At 56.6% G+C, this 19758-nt stretch carries 17 protein-coding genes; 12 read left to right on the top strand and 5 right to left on the bottom strand.

Translation table 11 applies throughout. From position 1 onward, the window contains the following. Positions 1–9 precede the first annotated feature (9 nt). On the top strand, positions 10–780 hold the full coding sequence (locus tag KBY02_RS19030; protein WP_011266128.1) for a lysophospholipid acyltransferase family protein: 771 nt from the start codon (positions 10–12) through the stop codon (positions 778–780). A 126-nt stretch (positions 781–906) separates the two neighbouring features. Here the strand turns inward: KBY02_RS19030 and KBY02_RS19025 are convergent, their stop codons facing one another. Beyond that, complete coding sequence (locus tag KBY02_RS19025; RefSeq protein WP_024639360.1) at positions 907–1896, bottom strand: helix-turn-helix domain-containing protein; 990 nt, start codon at positions 1894–1896, stop codon at positions 907–909. A gap of 166 nt (positions 1897–2062) precedes the next feature. On the opposite strand from KBY02_RS19025, the gene KBY02_RS19020 reads away from it, so the two are divergent. Genes KBY02_RS19020 through KBY02_RS19010 form a run of 3 tightly spaced genes read left to right on the top strand, consistent with a single transcriptional unit; the run spans position 2063 to position 5024 of the window. Continuing rightward, complete coding sequence (locus tag KBY02_RS19020) at positions 2063–3073, top strand: nitrilase (RefSeq protein WP_003401434.1); 1011 nt, start codon at positions 2063–2065, stop codon at positions 3071–3073. 1 nt (position 3074) lies between these two features. Beyond that, positions 3075–4109 carry a phenylacetaldoxime dehydratase family protein gene (locus KBY02_RS19015; protein WP_111522530.1) on the top strand — a complete coding sequence of 345 codons (1035 nt, stop codon included), beginning with the start codon at positions 3075–3077 and terminating at the stop codon, positions 4107–4109. Between the two features lie 27 nt (positions 4110–4136). Continuing rightward, entirely contained in the window at positions 4137–5024 is an 888-nt protein-coding gene (locus KBY02_RS19010; RefSeq protein ID WP_024639357.1) for a transporter, read from the top strand. A gap of 54 nt (positions 5025–5078) precedes the next feature. Here the strand turns inward: KBY02_RS19010 and gyrB are convergent, their stop codons facing one another. The 4 genes from gyrB to dnaA are packed head-to-tail and all read right to left on the bottom strand — an operon-like array spanning position 5079 to position 11304. Further along, a complete protein-coding gene (gene gyrB / locus KBY02_RS19005) occupies positions 5079–7496 on the bottom strand; it encodes a DNA topoisomerase (ATP-hydrolyzing) subunit B (protein ID WP_003340175.1) in 2418 nt (805 codons plus the stop codon). Between the two features lie 4 nt (positions 7497–7500). Continuing rightward, positions 7501–8604 (bottom strand): DNA replication/repair protein RecF, encoded by a 1104-nt coding sequence (gene recF, locus KBY02_RS19000; RefSeq protein WP_111522531.1) that lies wholly within the window; start codon positions 8602–8604, stop codon positions 7501–7503. Between the two features lie 22 nt (positions 8605–8626). Beyond that, positions 8627–9730 carry a DNA polymerase III subunit beta gene (gene dnaN, locus KBY02_RS18995; RefSeq protein ID WP_003421522.1) on the bottom strand — a complete coding sequence of 368 codons (1104 nt, stop codon included), beginning with the start codon at positions 9728–9730 and terminating at the stop codon, positions 8627–8629. 38 nt (positions 9731–9768) lie between these two features. Continuing rightward, the gene (gene dnaA, locus KBY02_RS18990; RefSeq protein ID WP_003401422.1) at positions 9769–11304 is read right to left on the bottom strand and encodes a chromosomal replication initiator protein DnaA; all 1536 of its coding nucleotides are present in this window, start codon (positions 11302–11304) and stop codon (positions 9769–9771) included. Between the two features lie 584 nt (positions 11305–11888). Here dnaA and rpmH point away from each other — a divergent pair. The 8 genes from rpmH (at position 11889) to KBY02_RS18950 (ending at position 19754) form a co-directional block, all read left to right on the top strand. Next, the gene (rpmH, locus tag KBY02_RS18985) at positions 11889–12023 is read left to right on the top strand and encodes a 50S ribosomal protein L34 (protein ID WP_002551315.1); all 135 of its coding nucleotides are present in this window, start codon (positions 11889–11891) and stop codon (positions 12021–12023) included. Positions 12024–12039: 16 nt separating this feature from the next. Beyond that, positions 12040–12441 (top strand): ribonuclease P protein component, encoded by a 402-nt coding sequence (gene rnpA / locus KBY02_RS18980; RefSeq protein ID WP_002551314.1) that lies wholly within the window; start codon positions 12040–12042, stop codon positions 12439–12441. Beyond that, positions 12434–12679, top strand: a complete 246-nt coding sequence (yidD, locus tag KBY02_RS18975; protein ID WP_002551313.1) for a membrane protein insertion efficiency factor YidD — start codon at positions 12434–12436, stop codon at positions 12677–12679. Before rnpA ends, yidD begins: the two co-directional genes overlap by 8 nt. Before the next feature lie 2 nt (positions 12680–12681). Continuing rightward, entirely contained in the window at positions 12682–14373 is a 1692-nt protein-coding gene (gene yidC / locus KBY02_RS18970) for a membrane protein insertase YidC (protein WP_225650683.1), read from the top strand. A 78-nt stretch (positions 14374–14451) separates the two neighbouring features. Next, positions 14452–15822 (top strand): tRNA uridine-5-carboxymethylaminomethyl(34) synthesis GTPase MnmE, encoded by a 1371-nt coding sequence (mnmE, locus tag KBY02_RS18965; protein WP_024639356.1) that lies wholly within the window; start codon positions 14452–14454, stop codon positions 15820–15822. Between the two features lie 588 nt (positions 15823–16410). Beyond that, entirely contained in the window at positions 16411–18303 is a 1893-nt protein-coding gene (gene mnmG, locus KBY02_RS18960) for a tRNA uridine-5-carboxymethylaminomethyl(34) synthesis enzyme MnmG (RefSeq protein ID WP_057457258.1), read from the top strand. After that, a complete protein-coding gene (gene rsmG / locus KBY02_RS18955) occupies positions 18300–18944 on the top strand; it encodes a 16S rRNA (guanine(527)-N(7))-methyltransferase RsmG (RefSeq protein ID WP_225650682.1) in 645 nt (214 codons plus the stop codon). Before mnmG ends, rsmG begins: the two co-directional genes overlap by 4 nt. An 18-nt stretch (positions 18945–18962) precedes the next feature. After that, entirely contained in the window at positions 18963–19754 is a 792-nt protein-coding gene (locus KBY02_RS18950) for a ParA family protein (protein WP_002555991.1), read from the top strand. Positions 19755–19758: the final 4 nt, after the last annotated feature.

Raw genomic sequence — 19758 nt, 5'->3', positions numbered from 1 at the left:
AACGTAACTATGTCGATCATGCAGGCAATCAGGACCTTCTTCTTTTACCTGTTGCTGGGCACCAGCTCGCTGCTGTGGTGCACGTTGAGTTTTTTCATTGCGCCTTTTCTGCCGTTCAAAGCCCGCTATCGCTTCATCAACGTCTACTGGTGCCGCTGCGCCATCTGGCTGACCAAGGTGTTTCTGAACATCAAGGTTGAAGTAACTGGCGCCGAGAACGTACCGAAAACCCCCTGCGTGATCATCTCCAACCATCAGAGCACCTGGGAGACCTTTTTTCTGTCGGCGTATTTCGAGCCGATGAGTCAGGTCCTCAAGCGTGAACTGCTGTACGTGCCGTTCTTTGGCTGGGCGATGGCAATGCTGCGCCCGATCGCCATCGACCGCGAAAACCCGAAAGCCGCACTCAGGGAGATTGCCAAGAAGGGCGACGAGCTGCTCAAGGACGGCGTCTGGGTATTGATCTTCCCGGAGGGCACACGCGTGCCTTACGGCCAGGTCGGCAAATTCTCACGCGGTGGAACTGCACTGGCAGTGAACGCCGACCTGCCCGTGCTGCCTGTCGCGCACAACGCAGGCAAGTATTGGCCTCGCGACGGCTGGGCGAAAAAGCCAGGTACCATTCAGGTGGTGATCGGCGAGCCGATGTATGCAGAAGGCACAGGCCCACGTGCCATTGCTGCGTTGAATGAGCGTGTGCAGGCCTGGAATGAAGACACACAACGCGCAATGGGTTCGCCTGTCGAGCCTGCAGCCACCCCCGAAAAAGTCCCGGCGTGATTTTGTGGATAACCTGTGTACGGTTTTTCTGAAATCGCTGAAAAAGACTGTCTAACCTGTTAATTCGTATACATATTTTTTCAGGCTATAAAAACCGGAAAAACGTGCATAAGTTTTGATGATGTATCAGAAACCGACCTTTAAGAGGTCGGTTTTTTTATGCCCGGGGGTTGGCGAAGTTTCAAGCCGATATTCCCTTGCAGGCACTCCGAAGCGCTGGCGGAAGACTCTGCTGAAGTAAGCGACATCACTGAATCCCCAACGCCAGGCGATCTCGCTGATCTGTCGATTGGCGAGTAATGGCTCGCGCAGATCACTGGCGCAGCGTTGTAGCCGGGAGCCCAACAGGTAGCGCCCGAACGAGGTCTGTTCATCCTGAAACAGGCTGCTGACATAGCGCGTGCTGACTCCGAATCGGACGCTGACACTGGCCAGAGACAGTTTTGTATCTGCCAGGTTGGCCTGAATATGGTCCTTAATGCGCAGCAGTAAGCCACTGCGTCTCGAACCTTGTGCCTGCCCTTTGACTCTTTCGGACAAAGCCATTGCCAACAAGTCCAGCCCTTGCTCGGTTATCCGCGCCTGCTGCGATTCGCCTACCCGGTTCTCGAGTGCAGCGAGACCGGTAAAAAAGTCGAAGACCAGTCCATTGAGCGGGTTATCGCGAGACATGGATAAAGCGGTCAGATACTCCAGATTGCACAGGCGCTGCTGCAGACTGTTGCGCGGGATTTGCACCACGGTCTGACTGAACGCACTGTCGAAGTGCAGTCGGTAAGGGCGACGAGTGTCGTAGATAGCAAAGTCGCCGACCTCCAATATCGCTTCGCGTCCCTCTTGAGAAACCTGCGCCCGGCCTTCAAGCGCCAGACTCACCAATACGAACTCGTCGTCACTGCGCGAAATACTCGAGGTATCTCGAACGACCGTCTGCTCGCAGGCCTGTACTTCAACCAAGCCAAGCCCTGCGACGCTATGCGAGCGCAAACGACCCTGGAAGTTTTGTCGATCCGGGAAGGCACATTCCAATGGCACGAAAGTACTGCACACCACTTCCTGCCAGAACTCTGCCCGTTCCCGCACGACAATGCTGTTGGTATCGAAATAGATGCTCATCGCGTTCAACCTGCACTTCGATGCGTCGAGCCAATCGCCATGCAAGTCTGAAACCATCCCTGTCAGCCTATCCCTTCCAGTCAAAAAGCCGTTCCTTTTCGTCCTAATACCGTCGTCAGGAAAGCTCATAGCCTGTGGCCATCCAACAGCCATTCGAGTTTTGACGATGAAAGACCCTCTGAAAGTCGCCTGTGTGCAAGCTGCGCCCGTGTTCCTGGATCTGGACGCCACCGTAGACAAGACCATAACCCTGATGGAGCAGGCGGCAGCCGCCGGAGCCGGTCTGATTGCATTCCCGGAAACGTGGATTCCGGGCTATCCGTGGTTCTTGTGGCTCGACGCACCGGCCTGGAACATGCCGTTGGTGCAGCGTTATCACCAGCAGTCTCTGGTGCTGGACAGTGTTCAGGCCCGACGTATCAGCGATGCGGCTCGCCATCTCGGTCTCTATGTGGTGCTCGGTTACAGCGAGCGCAACAACGCGTCGCTGTATATCGGTCAGTGGATCATCGACGATCACGGTGAAACGGTTGGCGTGCGTCGCAAGCTCAAGGCTACTCATGTGGAACGTACGATGTTTGGCGAAGGCGACGGGGCATCATTGCGTACCTTTGAAACCCCTGTCGGTGTTCTCGGTGCGCTTTGCTGCTGGGAGCACCTGCAACCGCTTTCCAAGTACGCCATGTACGCACAGAACGAACAGATTCACGTAGCGGCCTGGCCAAGCTTCAGCCTGTACCGCAACGCCACGAGCGCCCTGGGCCCCGAGGTCAATACTGCGGCTTCGCGGGTTTATGCCGCAGAAGGGCAATGCTTCGTCCTCGCACCCTGTGCAATCGTTTCCCCTGAAATGATCGAAATGCTTTGCGACAGTGATGCCAAACGCAGCCTGCTGCAGGCCGGTGGCGGACACGCACGGATTTTCGGTCCGGACGGAAGTGATCTGGCGACCCCATTGAGCGAACATGAGGAAGGTCTGCTCTACGCAACACTTGATCCAGCCGCATTGACCTTCGCCAAAGTAGCAGCCGACCCGGCTGGACATTACTCACGTCCCGACGTGACTCGTCTGATGTTCAATCCCAATCCCGCTCCATGTGTAGTCGATCTGCCAGGCCTGCCGATCAGCAGCGAGTCCATCGAGCTGCTTCGGCCTGACATCGCGCTGGAGGTGTGACATGCACTCAGCGATTCCTGAACATCTGCGCAAGCCACGTGAGCTGAACAGCAATCTGCCCGAGGGCTATCAACCACCTTTTCCTGCATGGTCCGCGCGTTTCGATCCGCTGGCAGGGCAGGTGGTGATGGCTTATTTCGGCGTCCAGTCCCTGCGTCCGGTAGGTCTGCCAGAACTGGCAGCGATAACCGCTCGGTTTGATAGCGACTCAGGCCCGCGGTATTGGGACAGCGCATGTTGCGTGGACGCCGATGGTTTCCATACCTGCATAGCCATCGCTTACTGGCACGACGTGGACGCTTTCAATCAGTGGCGAAACAGCTCGGGGTTCTTGCGCTGGTGGCAGGATCCGGCTCGTGAAACAGGGCCGCTGGGATGGTTCCTAGAGGTCGTTTGCCCCAGCACCGAGCGTTTCGAAACATTGTTTTCCGCCCCGGATGTGCCCGAAGGTGTTACTCACCTGGCCACTCACATGAGTGAGCCTATTCAGGAACACGCGTACTGGGGCAGTTCCCGCGACCGTATCCCTTTTGCCCAGACTGATGCACTGGCAGGTAGCAGCAATCCTTCAAGTGCGGACGTGCTGCGTGCCGGCAGGGTGCGTATGTCCGGTCGCGACAACCTGTGCCTGATTCGCTCCGGGCAGGACTGGAGCAGCACCACCGGACAGGAACGCGATCTGTACCTGAACGACATACAGCCCGTGCTGCAGACCGGCATGACGTTTCTGCGCGACGAAGGCGCCACCGTCGGCTGCCTGAGCTGTCGCTTCATGCAAGCGCTGGACAACGAGAGCGGCGAGCCTTTGGAGAAGAGCTTCGGCCTCGCCTGGTTCGATCACCTGAGCAACCTGGAGCGTTGGGCAAAGACCCATCCCACTCATGTGGCGATCTTCGGCGGCTTCATGCAGTACGTACAGACCCTCAACTTCCAGGTCCAGTTACGCCTCTACCATGAGATCGCGGTGATCCCCCGTGAGGCCCAGTATTTCGAATACCTCAATTGCCACCCCGGCAGCGGCTTGCTGAGCCGCTGACACGCATTAATCCTTGAGGAAACAGATATGCAAAGACTCAACCTGGTTGCTCGTTCAGTGCTGGCCAGCTCTACCATGCTGTGTTGGTCGACCGTGACTCATGCCCTGGAAATCACCGCAGGCGATTATGAGCCGCTGCCTGTCGGCATGAACGCTTTGCTGGTTTATGCACAACACGCTGAAAGCTCGGACTTTTACAGCAACGGTCACAAAGTCTCGGACGATTTTCGACTCAAGACCGATGTCAGCCTGGTTCGCTATATCCACTCGTTTGCGCTGAGCAACAACGCGGTGATAGAGCCACAGTTCATCCTGCCTTATGGACATCTGAAAGCTGGTGGTGAGGCAAACGCGCTTGGCCAGACCACCGGCGCCGGAGATCTGATTCTCGGCGCACCGGTAAAGTGGACCTTAGCCACTGCAAATAAGGATGTCTTTTCCGTGGCGCCTTACCTTTATTTGCCTACCGGCAGTTACGAAAACGACGACACACTCAACCTGGGTGAAAACCGCTGGCGTCTTTTGCTGCAAGCAGCCTACATCCATCACTTCAATGCCAGATGGGCTCTGGACACCGCTGCGGATGTCTCATGGTTCAGCGATAACGATGATTACGGTTCAGGCAGTGACACATTGGCACAGAAGACCCGCTACGAATATCAGGCTTACCTGAGCTACAACGTTTCGCCGCAAACCCGGTTTGCCGTTGGTGGAGGCCATATTGATGGCGGAGAAAACCGGGTGGGTGGCGTCAATCAAGACGATCAACTAAGCACTACCTACCTGCGTGTGAGTGCTACTCACATGCTGACCCCGTCGATTCAGGTCCAGGCCGTACTCGGCAGGGATGTAGAAGTGGAGGAGGGCTTCCGGGAAAAGTCCCGCTTGAATCTGCGACTGGCGAAACTGTTTTAGAGCACAAACAAAAACCCCGGCTTTCGCCGGGGTTGATGTTTGCTCATACGCTCATCAGAAGTCCAGGTTGGACACTGCCAGCGCATTGCTCTCGATGAAGTCACGACGTGGCTCGACCGCATCACCCATGAGGGTGTTGAAGATCTGGTCAGCGCCGATGGCGTCTTCGATGGTGACTTTCAGCATGCGGCGCACACTCGGGTCCATGGTGGTTTCCCACAGCTGGTCCGGGTTCATCTCACCCAGACCTTTGTAGCGCTGGATGGTGTGGCGCTTGGTGCTTTCGGCCATCAACCAGGCGAGGGCTTCCTTGAACTCGTTGACGGGCTTCTTGCGCTCGCCACGTTGCACGTAGGCACCTTCTTCCAGAAGCGTGCTGATCTGCGCCCCCAGAGCGGTAACGGTCTTGTAGTCGTTGCTGCCGAAGAAGTCGCGGTTGAAGGTGACGTAGTTCGACAGGCCGTGGGAGATCAGTTCGACCTCTGGCAGCCAGACGTTACGTTCACGGTCTTCACGCAGGCTGGCCTTGTAGACCAGACCTGACTTCTCGCCGGTGCGCAGACGCGCGTCGAACAGTGCCAGCCAGGCTTGCATGCCCTCGTGATCCGACAGTTGTTCGAGCGTGATCGGCGGCAGGTAGACGAAGTGCTCGGTCAGTTCCTGTGGGTACAGACGCGACAGGCGCTTGAGCGTCTTCATGACCATGCGGAAGTCGTTGACCAGCTTCTCCAGTGCGGTACCGGAGATACCCGGCGCCGATTCGCTGAGGTGCAGGCTGGCGTCTTCAAGGGCCGACTGGGTCATGTATTCTTCCATGGCCTCGTCGTCCTTGATGTACTGCTCCTGCTTGCCTTTCTTGACCTTGTACAGCGGCGGCTGAGCGATGTAGATGTAGCCACGCTCGATCAGCTCGGGCAACTGACGGAAGAAGAAGGTCAGCAGCAGGGTACGGATGTGCGAGCCGTCGACGTCAGCATCGGTCATGATGATGATGTTGTGATAACGCAACTTGTCGATGTTGTACTCTTCACGGCCAATACCGCAGCCCAGCGCAGTGATCAAGGTGCCCACTTCCTGCGAAGAGATCATCTTGTCGAAACGCGCTTTTTCAACGTTCAGGATCTTGCCCTTGAGCGGCAGGATGGCCTGGGTTCTACGATTACGCCCCTGCTTGGCTGATCCGCCAGCAGAGTCCCCTTCCACCAGGTACAGTTCGGAAAGGGCAGGGTCCTTCTCCTGGCAGTCCGCCAGTTTGCCCGGCAAGCCGGCGATATCCAGCGCGCCTTTACGACGAGTCATCTCACGCGCCTTGCGCGCAGCTTCACGGGCACGGGCAGCGTCGATCATCTTGCCGACAACCGCTTTGGCTTCGTTCGGGTTTTCCAACAGGAAGTCGGAGAAGTACTTGCCCATTTCCTGTTCGACAGCCGTTTTGACTTCGGACGAAACCAGCTTGTCCTTGGTCTGCGAACTGAACTTAGGATCAGGCACCTTGACCGAAATGATCGCAGTCAGACCTTCACGCGCGTCATCGCCGGTGGTCGCGACCTTGTGCTTCTTGGCCAGACCTTCCTGCTCGATGTAGTTGTTCAGGTTACGCGTCAGCGCAGAGCGGAAGCCCACCAGGTGAGTACCGCCATCACGTTGCGGAATGTTGTTGGTGAAGCACAGCAGGTTCTCGTTGAAGCTGTCGTTCCACTGCAGAGCAATCTCGACACCAATGCCATCATCACGCTGGATGTTGAAGTGGAACACTTCGTTGACCGGCGTTTTGTTGGTGTTCAGGTACTCGACGAATGCGCGCAGACCGCCTTCGTATTTGAACAATTCTTCCTTACCGCTGCGCTCATCCTTGAGGACAATGCCTACACCGGAGTTCAGGAAGGACAGCTCACGAATCCGCTTGGCCAGAATGTCCCAGCTGAAGTGGATGTTCTTGAAGGTTTCGGCGGAAGGCTTGAAGTGGATCTGAGTGCCTGTGCTATCACTTTCACCGACGATCTTCATCGGTTCCTGTGGAACACCATGAACATAGGTCTGTTCCCAGATCTTGCCGCTACGACGAACCGTCAGTAACAGAAGCTCTGAAAGGGCGTTAACCACAGATACACCTACACCGTGCAAACCACCGGATACTTTGTAGGAGTTATCATCGAACTTACCGCCAGCGTGGAGCACGGTCATGATGACCTCGGCTGCCGACACGCCTTCTTCTTTATGCACGTCTACCGGAATACCGCGGCCGTTGTCGCGCACGGTGATAGATTCGTCTGGGTGGATGATGATGCTGATGTCGTCGCAATGGCCTGCCAATGCTTCGTCGATCGAGTTATCAACCACCTCGAACACCATGTGGTGCAGACCGCTGCCATCGTCTGTATCACCGATGTACATTCCGGGACGCTTGCGTACGGCATCAAGTCCTTTCAGCACTTTAATGCTGGACGAGTCGTACGTTTGGTTTTCGCTCATGCAATCACTCCCGATGGTCGTGGGTCTGGGTGATACGGCCTTGTTCCACGTGGAACAAAGCGACTGGCGTATCCGTCTGCCAGCCTTCCCTCAAAAATTCTTGATCTACACAGGTGATAAACACCTGGCAGCGTAATTCTTCCAGCAAGCGGCAAAGCGCGCGTCGATGGTTGTCATCCAGTTCGGAGGGCAAATCATCTACCAGGTAAATACACTGGCCGCGACGGACCTGGCTGACCAGATGTCCCTGAGCAATACGCAGTGCGCAGACCACCAGCTTTTGCTGACCGCGAGACAGAATATCTGCCGCATTGTGCGCGCCTAATCTAAGGCGCAGGTCAGCTCGCTGTGGTCCGGCCTGGGTGTGGCCCATTTGCTGATCGCGGTGGAGGGAAGAGGCGAGCACTGTACTTAGCTCTTTTTCCTTGTCCCATCCTCGGTAGTAGCTCAGGGTCAAACCTTCAAGCTCAACAAGTTCGCTCAAAGTCTGTTCAAAGACTGGCTTCAATGCCTTGATATAAGCCCGGCGGAACTCATCGATCTCGTCACTTGCCGAGCACAGCTCACGGTCCCATGCCGCCTGTGAAGCGGCGTCAAGTGTACCATGCCGAAGCCACGAGTTTCGCTGCTTGAGGGCCTTCTGCAGGCGCTGCCACGTGGCCATAAAGCGAGGTTCCACGTGGAACACTCCCCAATCCAGAAACTGCCTGCGTATCTTCGGCGCACCTTCAAGCAATCGGAAGCTATCGGGGTTGATGAGCTGCAGCGGCAGAATTTCTGCAAGCTGCGCAGCGCTTCTGGCGTTCTGCCCATCGATACGAATCTGGAACTCGCCTTGGCGGTCGCGTGAAACACCCAGATTGCTGTGTCCACCTTGTGCAAGATCGACCTGACCGAAGACGGTGCAGGAAGGCTGCTCGTACTGAATGACGGGCAGCAGGCGACTGCTGCGGAACGAGCGAGCAATGCCCAGCAGATGGATAGCTTCCAGCACGCTGGTTTTGCCACTGCCGTTTGCGCCGTAGAGGATATTGATACGCGGGGAGGGGGAGAGGGTCACCGGGTGCAGATTGCGCACCCCGGTGACCGAGACGCGACTAAGAGACATCTAGGTTGCGCTGGACATGAAGTTACAGACGCATCGGCATGACAACGTAGGCGGAGTCGTCGTTATCGGACTCTTGCACCAGGGCGCTGCTATTGGAGTCAGACAGAATCAGGCGCACCTGTTCGGTGGTCATGACGCCCAGCACGTCGAGCAAGTAGCTCACGTTGAAACCAATCTCCAACGAGTCACCGTTGTACTCGACGCTGATTTCCTCTTCTGCTTCTTCCTGCTCAGGGTTGTTGGCCTGAATCTTCAATTGACCACTGGCCAGTTGCAGACGGATGCCGCGGTACTTCTCGTTGGACAGAATCGCCGTGCGGCTGAACGCCTCACGCAGTGCCTGACGATCACCGAGCACCAGCTTGTCACCACCTTTAGGCAGCACACGCTCGTAATCCGGGAACTTGCCATCGACCAGTTTGGAGGTGAAGGTGAATTCGCCAGTCGTCGCACGAATGTGATGCTGACCCAGAACGATACTGACCGTACCGTCCTGCTCGGTCAGCAGGCGCGCCATTTCAAGAATACCTTTACGTGGAACGATCACCTGATGGCGATCGGCATGTTCGATATCGGCAGACATCGAGCACATGGCCAGGCGGTGGCCGTCGGTGGCAACCGCACGCAAGATACCGGCACTCACTTCAAGCAGCATGCCGTTGAGGTAGTACCGAACGTCCTGCTGGGCCATCGCAAAGCTGGTGCGCTCGATCAAGCGGCGCAGTTTGCTCTGCACCAGAGTGAACGTCAGCGAACCCGGGCCTTCTTCGACGGTAGGGAAATCATTGGCAGGCAGAGTCGACAGGGTGAACCGGCTACGACCGGCCTTGACGATCAGTTTCGAATCATCGAGCTTGATGTCGATCAGCGCGTCATTGGACAGGCTTTTGCAAATGTCCATGAGCTTGCGCGCAGGAACCGTGATTTCTCCAGGTTCGGCAGGCTCTTCCAGCTGGACGCGGCCAACCAGTTCGACTTCCAGATCCGTACCGGTCAGCGACAGTTGCTGACCTTCGACGACCAGGAGCACATTGGAAAGAACCGGCAAGGTCTGGCGGCGTTCGACGACGCCGGCGACCAATTGCAGGGGTTTCAACAGGGCTTCGCGTTGAATGGTGAAATGCATGGTCTAGTCCCTTGCCTTGATGAGCTGCACTGGCGTTATCACGTAGTCAGAGTGCGCAGCAGGTTCTTGTAGTCCTCGCGGATATCCGCATCGGATTCCTTGAGCTCGTTGATCTTTCGGCATGCGTGCAAGACAGTCGTGTGGTCACGGCCACCAAACACGTCACCGATTTCCGGAAGACTGTGGTTGGTGAGTTCCTTGGAGAGCGCCATCGCGACCTGACGAGGCCGGGCGACAGAGCGGGAACGACGCTTGGACAGCAGATCGGAAATCTTGATCTTGTAGTATTCGGCGACAGTGCGCTGAATGTTATCCACACTGACCAGCTTGTCCTGCAACGCCAGCAAGTCCTTCAGCGACTCGCGAATCAGCTCGATGGTGATGTCGCGGCCCATGAAGTGCGAGTGAGCGATGACGCGCTTGAGCGCACCTTCCAGCTCACGGACGTTGGAGCGAATTCGCTGGGCAATGAAGAACGCTGCGTCATGGGGCAGATCGACCTTGGCCTGATCTGCTTTTTTCATGAGGATCGCCACGCGGGTTTCCAGCTCCGGAGGCTCGACGGCAACCGTCAGGCCCCAGCCAAAACGCGATTTGAGTCGCTCTTCAAGGCCTTCGATTTCCTTGGGATAGCGGTCGCTGGTCAGAATGACCTGCTGTCCGCCTTCCAGCAGCGCGTTGAACGTGTGGAAAAACTCTTCCTGCGAACGTTCCTTGCGGGCAAAAAACTGGATGTCGTCGATCAGCAGCGCATCGACTGAACGGTAGAAGCGCTTGAACTCGTTGATTGCATTGAGCTGCAAGGCCTTGACCATGTCTGCAACGAAGCGCTCCGAATGCAGGTACACGACCTTGGCGTTCGGGTTCTTCTTCAGCAGGTGGTTACCCACCGCATGCATCAAGTGAGTTTTACCAAGACCCACGCCACCATAAAGGAACAGCGGGTTGTAGCCATGCTTGGGGTTGTCGGCAACCTGCCAGGCCGCAGCGCGTGCCAGCTGGTTGGACTTACCCTCGACGAAATTTTCGAACGTGAACGTACGGTTCAGGTAACTGGTGTGCTTGAGCGCACCTTCTACCTGGACGGTACGTTGTTCAGCGCGGGCGGGCGCTTGTTGCGAGCTGGCACCGGCCATCGGATCGAAGCTATCACGCGACGGTTCGTCGTGTGTTGCAACGTTCTGGACCGGTGCAGGCGTCGCTACAGCAGCAGCTGGAGCAGCCGTGGCAGGAGCCGGGGCCGAGACGCTGCTGACCGAATTGGCAGACAGCGCCTGTGAGGCTGCAGCGGCCAAGGGTGCATTCGGGGCAGCACGCGGTGCTGAGCTGCGCTTGCTTCCTATTAATAAGGAAAGAGCAGGGGCCATGCCTTGACCGTGTTCGCCGAGAAGCTCGAGCAGACGACCAAGGTACTTTTCGTTGACCCAGTCGAGAACAAAACGATTGGGTGCGTACACACGCAACTCGTCGCCTTCGGCTTCGACCTGTAGCGGACGGATCCAAGTGTTGAATTGCTGGGCAGGCAGCTCATCGCGCAAAAGCTCCACGCACTGCTGCCAAAGTTCCACTGACACGGATATCCCCTGAGTTGAAAGCCGGTGAGGCAAAAACAGCCGCCATTGTAACGACCCAGAGGCGACTTATCCACATGTAGGTTGCTCACAGACAGCTATAAATCAACGATTTATGCCTGAAGCACACGACAAACGGTCGATGCCTAAGCTCTGTGGATAACCCGTCTTCAGCCCATTGCATAAGTCAGGCTTGAACTCTGTGCATAACTCGCCTGTGGATAAAACAGCGTTCCATGCACAGCTTTTCCGAGGGTCCGGCACAGGCAGGGCACCGTTTCTCGACAACCTTTCTAACCTCTGTACACATTGAATAACAAGGGCTGTGAGAGGTTATCCACAGAAAAGCGCTGCGTAAGAGTTATAAGCTTTATAAAGAAGCTTTAAATACTCTCTTCTTTTTATTTCTATAACAGGATCGGGTCAGCCTAGCGGTGAACGAGAGGAAGAGGACGTTCAGCTATAAAAAGACGCCCATGAAGAAAAGCTGGTTGGAAATTGACCTGCGGGCCCGCTTTCTCTAGAATCCCCGGTCTCTTAAAACGGGGGCCATTCCGGCCCGTAGTGGACGAACCAGGTAACACGCCATGAAACGTACTTTCCAACCCAGCACTATCAAGCGCGCCCGCACCCACGGTTTCCGTGCACGCATGGCCACCAAAAACGGCCGCGCAGTTCTTTCGCGTCGTCGTGCCAAAGGCCGTAAGCGTCTGGCAGTTTGATAAATCGGCACAGGAGGTGAGTCGAGACTTCAGTCGGGAAAAGCGTTTGCTCACTCCCCGGCATTTCAAGGCAGTCTTTGACTCCCCTACCGGCAAGGTTCCGGGGAAAAATCTCCTGCTCCTTGCGCGCAACAACGACCTTGATCATCCCCGCCTGGGGCTTGTGATAGGTAAAAAGAGCGTGAAGCTCTCCGTCGAGCGCAATCGTTTGAAACGCCTGATGCGCGAATCATTTCGCCAACACCAAGACAGTTTGGTCGGTTGGGATATCGTTATCGTCGCGCGTAAAGGCTTGGGTGACGTAGAAAACCCTGAACTGATTCAGCATTTCGGCAAGCTCTGGAAACGTCTGGCGCGTAGCCGACCCATTCCGGAAGAAAAATCCGAACCTGCAGGGGTAGACAGTCCAGATGCGTAAACTGGCACTCGTTCCGATCCAGTTTTATCGCTATGCCATTAGCCCGCTGATGGCCAGTCACTGTCGTTTCTACCCCAGTTGCTCCTGCTACGCGTATGAAGCCATCGAGAATCATGGCCTTTTGCGCGGTGGCTGGCTGTCAATTCGTCGTCTTGGTCGCTGTCACCCATGGAATCCCGGTGGTTATGACCCGGTTCCAGCTGTCCCCACCTCCCGTTCTTCTTCGATGGCCGAGTAATCATGGATATTAAACGCACGATCCTGATCGTCGCCCTGGCAATCGTGACCTACGTCGGGGTTCTGAAATGGAACCAAGACTATGGCCAGGCTGCCATGCCGACCCAGAATGTTGCAGCCAGCACCACCGCACCGGGTATTCCGGATACGGCCGCTGGTACTAATGGTTCTGCAAGTGCCGATGTTCCAAGCGCAAACGCTACGGCCAATACGGCTGCAGCACCTCTTGAAACTCCGGCCGTAGCCAGCAAAGACCTTATCCACGTCAAGACCGATGTGCTCGATCTGGCGATCGATCCGGTGGGTGGCGACGTCGTTCAGCTTCGTTTGCCTCTGTACCCGCGTCGTCAGGATCGTCCTGACGTTCCGTTCCAGTTGTTCGACAACGGTGGCGAGCGTACTTTTCTGGCACAAAGTGGCCTGACCGGGACCAATGGTCCTGATGCTCGCGCTGCCGGTCGTCCGGTTTACACCTCCACACAAAAGACTTATCAACTGGCTGACGGCCAGGACACGATGGTCGTGGATCTGAAATTCTCGGAAAACGGCGTCAATTACATCAAGCGCTTCACGTTCAAGCGCGGTCTGTACGATCTGGTCATGACTTACGTTGTGGATAACCAGAGCGCACAACCCTGGTCCGGCAATCTGTTCGCGCAATTGAAGCGCGATGCAAGCTCCGATCCTTCTTCGACGACTGCTACCGGCACTGCTACCTATCTGGGCGCTGCCCTGTGGACTGCGGCCGAGCCGTACAAGAAAGTGTCGATGAAAGATATCGACAAGGGCCAGGTCAAGGAAACTGTCCAGGGCGGCTGGGTTGCATGGTTGCAGCACTACTTCGTGACTGCGTGGATTCCGGATCACAACGCAACCAACGCCGTTCAGACCCGCAAAGACAGCCAGGGCAACTACATCATCGGCTTCACCAGCCCGACTCTGTCGGTCGCACCCGGTGCACAAGGTGAAACCAGCGCCACCCTGTACGCAGGTCCGAAAAGCCAGGCGGTACTCAAAGAGTTATCCCCAGGCCTGGAGCTGACCGTCGACTATGGCTTCCTGTGGTTCATTGCCCAGCCTATCTTCTGGCTGCTGCAACACATCCACGCCATCCTCGGCAACTGGGGCTGGTCGATCATTGTTCTGACCATGCTGATCAAAGGCCTGTTCTTCCCGCTGTCCGCAGCCAGCTACAAGTCGATGGCACGCATGCGCGCCGTGGCTCCGAAGCTTGCACTGCTGAAGGAACAGCATGGCGATGATCGTCAGAAGATGTCCCAGGCAATGATGGAGCTGTACAAGAAAGAGAAGATCAACCCGCTGGGTGGATGCTTGCCTATTCTTGTGCAGATGCCGGTTTTCCTTTCGCTGTACTGGGTACTCCTGGAAAGCGTGGAAATGCGTCAGGCACCGTGGATCCTGTGGATAACCGACCTGTCGATCAAGGACCCGTTCTTTATCCTGCCGATCATCATGGGCGCGACCATGTTCATCCAGCAGCGTCTGAACCCGACTCTGCCGGATCCGATGCAGGCCAAGGTCATGAAAATGATGCCGATCATTTTCACGTTCTTCTTCCTGTGGTTCCCTGCCGGTCTGGTTCTGTACTGGGTTGTGAACAACACCCTGTCGATCGCTCAGCAGGCTTACATCACTCGCAAGATCGAAGCAGCTACCAAGAAAGCAGCTGTCTGATCTAACCTGTGAATAAGTTCTACAAGACGCCCCCTCGTGGGGCGTTTTGCTATCCGTCATTTGTCCGGGAGCCGGAGCATGAACGTTCCTCGTGAAACCATTGCCGCCATTGCTACAGCCCAAGGGCGTGGCGGTGTGGGTATCGTCCGGGTGTCAGGTCCTCTGGCGGGCAAGGCCGCCGAAGCCATTATCGGTCGGACCCTCAAGCCAAGATTTGCCCACTACGGACCTTTTGTAGATGGCACCGGGCAGGTGCTCGATGAAGGTATCGCACTGTATTTTCCGGGACCCAACTCGTTCACCGGCGAGGATGTACTGGAACTTCAGGGTCATGGCGGCCCCATCGTTCTGGACATGCTGCTGCAGCGCTGCCTGCAACTGGGCAGCCGCCTGGCTCGTCCGGGAGAGTTCAGTGAGCGTGCGTTTCTCAATGACAAGCTCGATCTTGCCCAGGCGGAAGCGATTGCCGACCTGATCGAGGCGAGTTCTGCACAGGCAGCGCGCAATGCACTGCGCTCGCTGCAAGGCGCTTTCTCGCGGCGTGTGGATAACTTGACCGAGAAATTGATCAGCCTGCGTATCTACGTAGAGGCTGCAATCGACTTCCCCGAAGAGGAAATCGACTTCCTTGCCGATGGCCACGTTCTGAACATGCTCGATGACGTGCGTGCCGAGTTATCCACAGTGCTGCGTGAAGCCGGGCAGGGTGCCTTGTTACGCGACGGCATGACCGTGGTGATTGCCGGACGCCCCAATGCGGGCAAATCCAGTCTGCTGAACGCTCTGGCGGGCAGGGAGGCGGCGATTGTCACCGAGATCGCCGGCACCACCCGCGATGTACTGCGAGAACATATCCACATAGATGGAATGCCCTTGCATGTCGTCGACACCGCAGGGCTGCGGGATACTCAAGACCAGGTGGAAATGATCGGCGTGCAGCGCGCACTCAAGGCCATCGGCGAAGCTGACCGGATTCTGCTGGTGGTGGATGCGACCGCGCCGGAGGCAGCCGACCCGTTTGCACTGTGGCCCGAATTTCTCGAGCAGCGCCCGGACCCGTCGAAAGTCACGCTGATACGCAACAAGGCAGATCTGAGTGGAGACCCCATCAATCTGCAGACCAGCGTTGATGGCCACGTCACCATCAGCCTGAGCGCCAGGTCTGGTGGCGAAGGGCTTGAACTGCTGCGCGAACATCTCAAGGCCTGCATGGGCTATGAACAAACCTCGGAAAGCAGCTTCAGCGCGCGTCGACGCCACCTTGAGGCGCTGCGCCATGCCAGTGACTCGCTGGAACACGGCAGGGCTCAACTCACCCTGGCGGGCGCTGGAGAGCTGCTGGCCGAAGACTTGCGTCAGGCACAGCAAGCGCTTGGCGAGATTACCGGCGCATTCAGTTCCGACGACCTGCTTGGCAGAATCTTCTCCAGCTTCTGCATAGGCAAGTGATCACTCCCGACTAAGACAAGGCATGGCCCGCCCTGGGTCATGCCTTCAAGCACCACAAGACGCCTCTTTCAGCGGCAGCGTTATCCACATACTCCGCCATTTCCTCCTTTAATTTTGTCTCGACACCTGAATCTGACGAGCAGGAATGCCCGAGGGATGGATTTTCCGTGCCTGATTTTTGCTGAATAGCCGTTTTTTTGTGGATTAAGCCCTGTGAATAACTGCCCTTTAGCTCGGTGGGTAAGCAGGGTGCAAACCTGAAGATAAATCCCCCTGTGGACAAGTGGCTATCTTATCAACAGGCTCAGGACGGTTATCCAACCCCCTCATCCCCACATGAACACAGACTTTTGAATCTCTGTACACATTGAAAATAAAGGCCTGTAGCAATCTATCCACAGAAAGGTGGCTCAGTAAGAATAAACATAAAAACAAGGCTTTATAAACTTTCTTTCCTTTTTATTTTCTTTATCCGTGACTTTTCCACAGCTGGTTAAATTTTGTCCAGCGGGTTTCATTCAGGTGGGGTAAGTCCCTATACTTGTCAGCTATCCCAATTTCTCATCGACAACAGGCACGAGGTGCGTGGTGGATTTCCCTTCCCGTTTTGAAGTGATCGTCATCGGTGGCGGTCATGCCGGTACCGAGGCCGCACTGGCGTCGGCACGCATGGGTGTCAAAACCCTGTTGCTGACCCACAACGTGGAAACACTCGGCCAGATGAGTTGCAACCCGGCCATCGGTGGTATCGGTAAAAGCCATCTGGTCAAGGAAATCGACGCGCTGGGCGGCGCCATGGCCATGGCTACTGACAAGGGCGGTATCCAGTTCCGCGTGCTGAACAGCCGCAAGGGGCCTGCCGTACGTGCAACCCGTGCACAGGCCGATCGCGTGCTGTACAAGGCAGCCATCCGTGAAACCCTGGAAAATCAGCCGAATCTGTGGATATTTCAGCAAGCCTGCGATGACCTGATCGTCGACCAGGATCAAGTGCGCGGCGTCGTGACCCAGATGGGTATGCGCATATTTGCCGATTCCGTGGTGTTGACCACAGGTACGTTCCTTGGCGGACTTATCCACATCGGTATGCAAAATTATTCGGGCGGTCGGGCAGGTGATCCTCCTTCGATCGCACTGGCGCAACGACTGCGTGAGCTGCCGCTGCGCGTCGGCCGCCTGAAAACCGGGACCCCGCCACGCATTGACGGGCGTTCTGTGGATTTCTCGGTGATGACCGAGCAACCAGGTGACACGCCGATCCCGGTCATGTCGTTCCTGGGCAACAAGGAACAGCATCCGCCGCAGGTCAGTTGCTGGATTACCCACACCAACGCGCGGACTCACGAGATCATTGCGTCCAACCTTGATCGCTCGCCGATGTATTCGGGCGTGATCGAAGGTATTGGTCCACGTTACTGCCCGTCGATCGAAGACAAGATCCACCGGTTTGCCGACAAGGAAAGCCACCAGGTCTTCATCGAGCCGGAAGGGTTGACCACGCACGAGCTATACCCGAACGGTATTTCCACGTCGTTGCCATTTGACGTGCAACTGCAGATCGTCCGGTCGATTCGCGGCATGGAGAACGCACACATCGTTCGCCCTGGTTACGCCATCGAATACGACTATTTCGACCCGCGTGATCTGAAATACAGCCTGGAAACCAAGGTCATCGGCGGTCTGTTCTTCGCTGGCCAGATCAACGGCACGACCGGTTACGAAGAGGCTGGTGCCCAGGGTTTGCTGGCCGGGACCAATGCCGCGCTGCGCGCACAGGGTCGAGACAGCTGGTGCCCGCGTCGCGATGAAGCGTACATCGGCGTTCTGGTCGATGACCTGATCACGCTTGGTACGCAAGAGCCTTACCGGATGTTCACCTCCAGGGCCGAATACCGTTTGATCCTGCGCGAAGACAACGCTGACCTGCGACTCACCGAAAAAGGCCGCGAACTGGGCCTGGTCGACGATGCCCGCTGGGCTGCGTTCTGCACCAAGCGTGAAAGCATCGAGCTGGAAGAACAGCGTTTGAAAAGTACCTGGGTGCGTCCCGGTACCGAGCAGGGCGATGCGATTGCCGCACACTTCGGCACGCCACTGACCCACGAATACAATTTGCTCAACCTGCTGACCCGTCCGGAAATCGACTATGCCAGCCTGATTTCAATCACTGGCCAGGGCTGCACCGATCCCCAGGTCGCCGAGCAGGTCGAGATCAAGACAAAATACGCCGGTTACATTGATCGCCAGCAGGATGAAATTGCCCGTCTGCGCGCCAGTGAAGACACCCGCCTGCCGGAAGACATCGATTACGCCGCGATATCCGGCCTGTCAAAAGAAATCCAGAGCAAGCTGGGGATAACTCGTCCGGAAACGCTCGGACAGGCATCGCGCATCCCCGGTGTTACGCCTGCAGCGATATCGCTGTTGATGATTCATTTGAAAAAACGCGGCGCGGGCCGTCAGTTGGAGCAAAGCGCTTGAGTTCTATGGTCACCCCGCAACACGCCCAAGAGTTATCCACCGGTGCCAAGGAATTGGGGATTGACCTCAGTCCGGCCCAGCACGAGCAATTGCTGGCGTATCTGGCGTTGTTGATCAAGTGGAACAAGGCCTACAACCTGACTGCGGTACGCAACCCGGACGAAATGGTATCGAGGCATCTGCTCGACAGTTTCAGTGTGGTGCCCTTCATCGAAGGAACACGCTGGATCGACGTCGGCAGCGGCGGTGGGATGCCCGGCATTCCCATGGCCATTCTGTTTCCGGAGCGCAAAGTGGCGCTGCTGGACAGCAATGGCAAGAAAACCCGGTTTCAGACCCAGGTCAAACTTGAGCTGAAACTGGATAATCTTGAAGTTATCCACAGCCGTGCAGAAAGTTATCAGCCCGAAGTGCCTTTCGACGGGATCATCTCCCGTGCGTTCAGCAGCCTGGAAGACTTCACCGGCTGGACCCGTCACATGGGCGACGTCAATACACGCTGGCTGGCAATGAAAGGGCTGCATCCTGACGATGAGCTGGTAGCATTGCCCTCGGATTTTCACCTCGATAGCGCACACGCCTTGACCGTTCCGGGTTGCCAAGGCCAACGCCATCTGCTGATACTGCGCCGCACGGCATGACTGGGAACACAAGCAAGAATGGCTAAGGTATTCGCGATAGCGAACCAGAAAGGTGGGGTCGGCAAGACCACCACATGCATCAACCTCGCCGCGTCACTGGTCGCGACCAAGCGCCGTGTGCTGCTGATCGACCTCGATCCCCAGGGCAATGCGACCATGGGCAGCGGTGTGGATAAACACAACCTGGAAAACTCCGTCTACGACCTGTTGATCGGCGAATGCGATCTGGGCGAGGCCATGCAGTTTTCCGAGCACGGTGGTTATCAACTGCTTCCGGCCAACCGTGATCTGACGGCGGGTGAAGTGGTTCTGCTGGAAATGCAGATGAAAGAGAGTCGTCTGCGCAATGCGCTGGCGCCCATCCGCGAGAATTACGATTACATTCTCATCGATTGCCCACCTTCGCTGTCGATGCTGACTCTGAACGCGCTGGTCGCGGCAGACGGCGTAATTATCCCCATGCAGTGCGAATACTTTGCACTCGAAGGTCTCAGTGACCTTGTGGATAACATCAAGCGCATCGCTGAACTGCTCAACCCGCAGCTGAAAATCGAAGGTTTGCTGCGCACCATGTATGATCCGCGGCTGAGTCTGATCAACGACGTTTCGGCGCAGCTCAAGGAACACTTCGGCGAGCAGTTGTACGACACCGTGATCCCGAGAAACATCCGTCTGGCCGAGGCTCCGAGTTTCGGCATGCCCGTGCTGGCGTATGACAAGTCGTCTCGCGGTGCGCTGGCCTATCTGGCCCTGGCAAGTGAACTGGTTCGTCGTCAACGTCGCGGCGCAAAAACCGCTCAGCCAACCTAAGGAA

The sequence above is a fragment of the Pseudomonas sp. P129 genome (assembly GCF_020312195.1).
Lineage (GTDB): Bacteria > Pseudomonadota > Gammaproteobacteria > Pseudomonadales > Pseudomonadaceae > Aquipseudomonas > Aquipseudomonas fragariae.
This window is presented reverse-complemented; position numbering and strand designations above follow the sequence as displayed.

Excerpts from the sequence above, each read along its gene's own strand:
- KBY02_RS19015 (WP_111522530.1), top strand. The coding sequence starts at position 3,075 with ATGCACTCAGCGATTCCTGAACATCTGCGCAAGCCACGTGAGCTGAAC.
- KBY02_RS19025 (WP_024639360.1), bottom strand. The coding sequence starts at position 1,896 with ATGAGCATCTATTTCGATACCAACAGCATTGTCGTGCGGGAACGGGCA.
- rpmH (WP_002551315.1), top strand. The coding sequence starts at position 11,889 with ATGAAACGTACTTTCCAACCCAGCACTATCAAGCGCGCCCGCACCCAC.
- yidD (WP_002551313.1), top strand. The coding sequence starts at position 12,434 with ATGCGTAAACTGGCACTCGTTCCGATCCAGTTTTATCGCTATGCCATT.
- recF (WP_111522531.1), bottom strand. The coding sequence starts at position 8,604 with ATGTCTCTTAGTCGCGTCTCGGTCACCGGGGTGCGCAATCTGCACCCG.
- yidC (WP_225650683.1), top strand. The coding sequence starts at position 12,682 with ATGGATATTAAACGCACGATCCTGATCGTCGCCCTGGCAATCGTGACC.
- KBY02_RS19030 (WP_011266128.1), top strand. The coding sequence starts at position 10 with ATGTCGATCATGCAGGCAATCAGGACCTTCTTCTTTTACCTGTTGCTG.
- KBY02_RS18950 (WP_002555991.1), top strand. The coding sequence starts at position 18,963 with ATGGCTAAGGTATTCGCGATAGCGAACCAGAAAGGTGGGGTCGGCAAG.
- mnmE (WP_024639356.1), top strand. The coding sequence starts at position 14,452 with ATGAACGTTCCTCGTGAAACCATTGCCGCCATTGCTACAGCCCAAGGG.
- dnaN (WP_003421522.1), bottom strand. The coding sequence starts at position 9,730 with ATGCATTTCACCATTCAACGCGAAGCCCTGTTGAAACCCCTGCAATTG.
- KBY02_RS19010 (WP_024639357.1), top strand. The coding sequence starts at position 4,137 with ATGCAAAGACTCAACCTGGTTGCTCGTTCAGTGCTGGCCAGCTCTACC.
- gyrB (WP_003340175.1), bottom strand. The coding sequence starts at position 7,496 with ATGAGCGAAAACCAAACGTACGACTCGTCCAGCATTAAAGTGCTGAAA.
- KBY02_RS19020 (WP_003401434.1), top strand. The coding sequence starts at position 2,063 with ATGAAAGACCCTCTGAAAGTCGCCTGTGTGCAAGCTGCGCCCGTGTTC.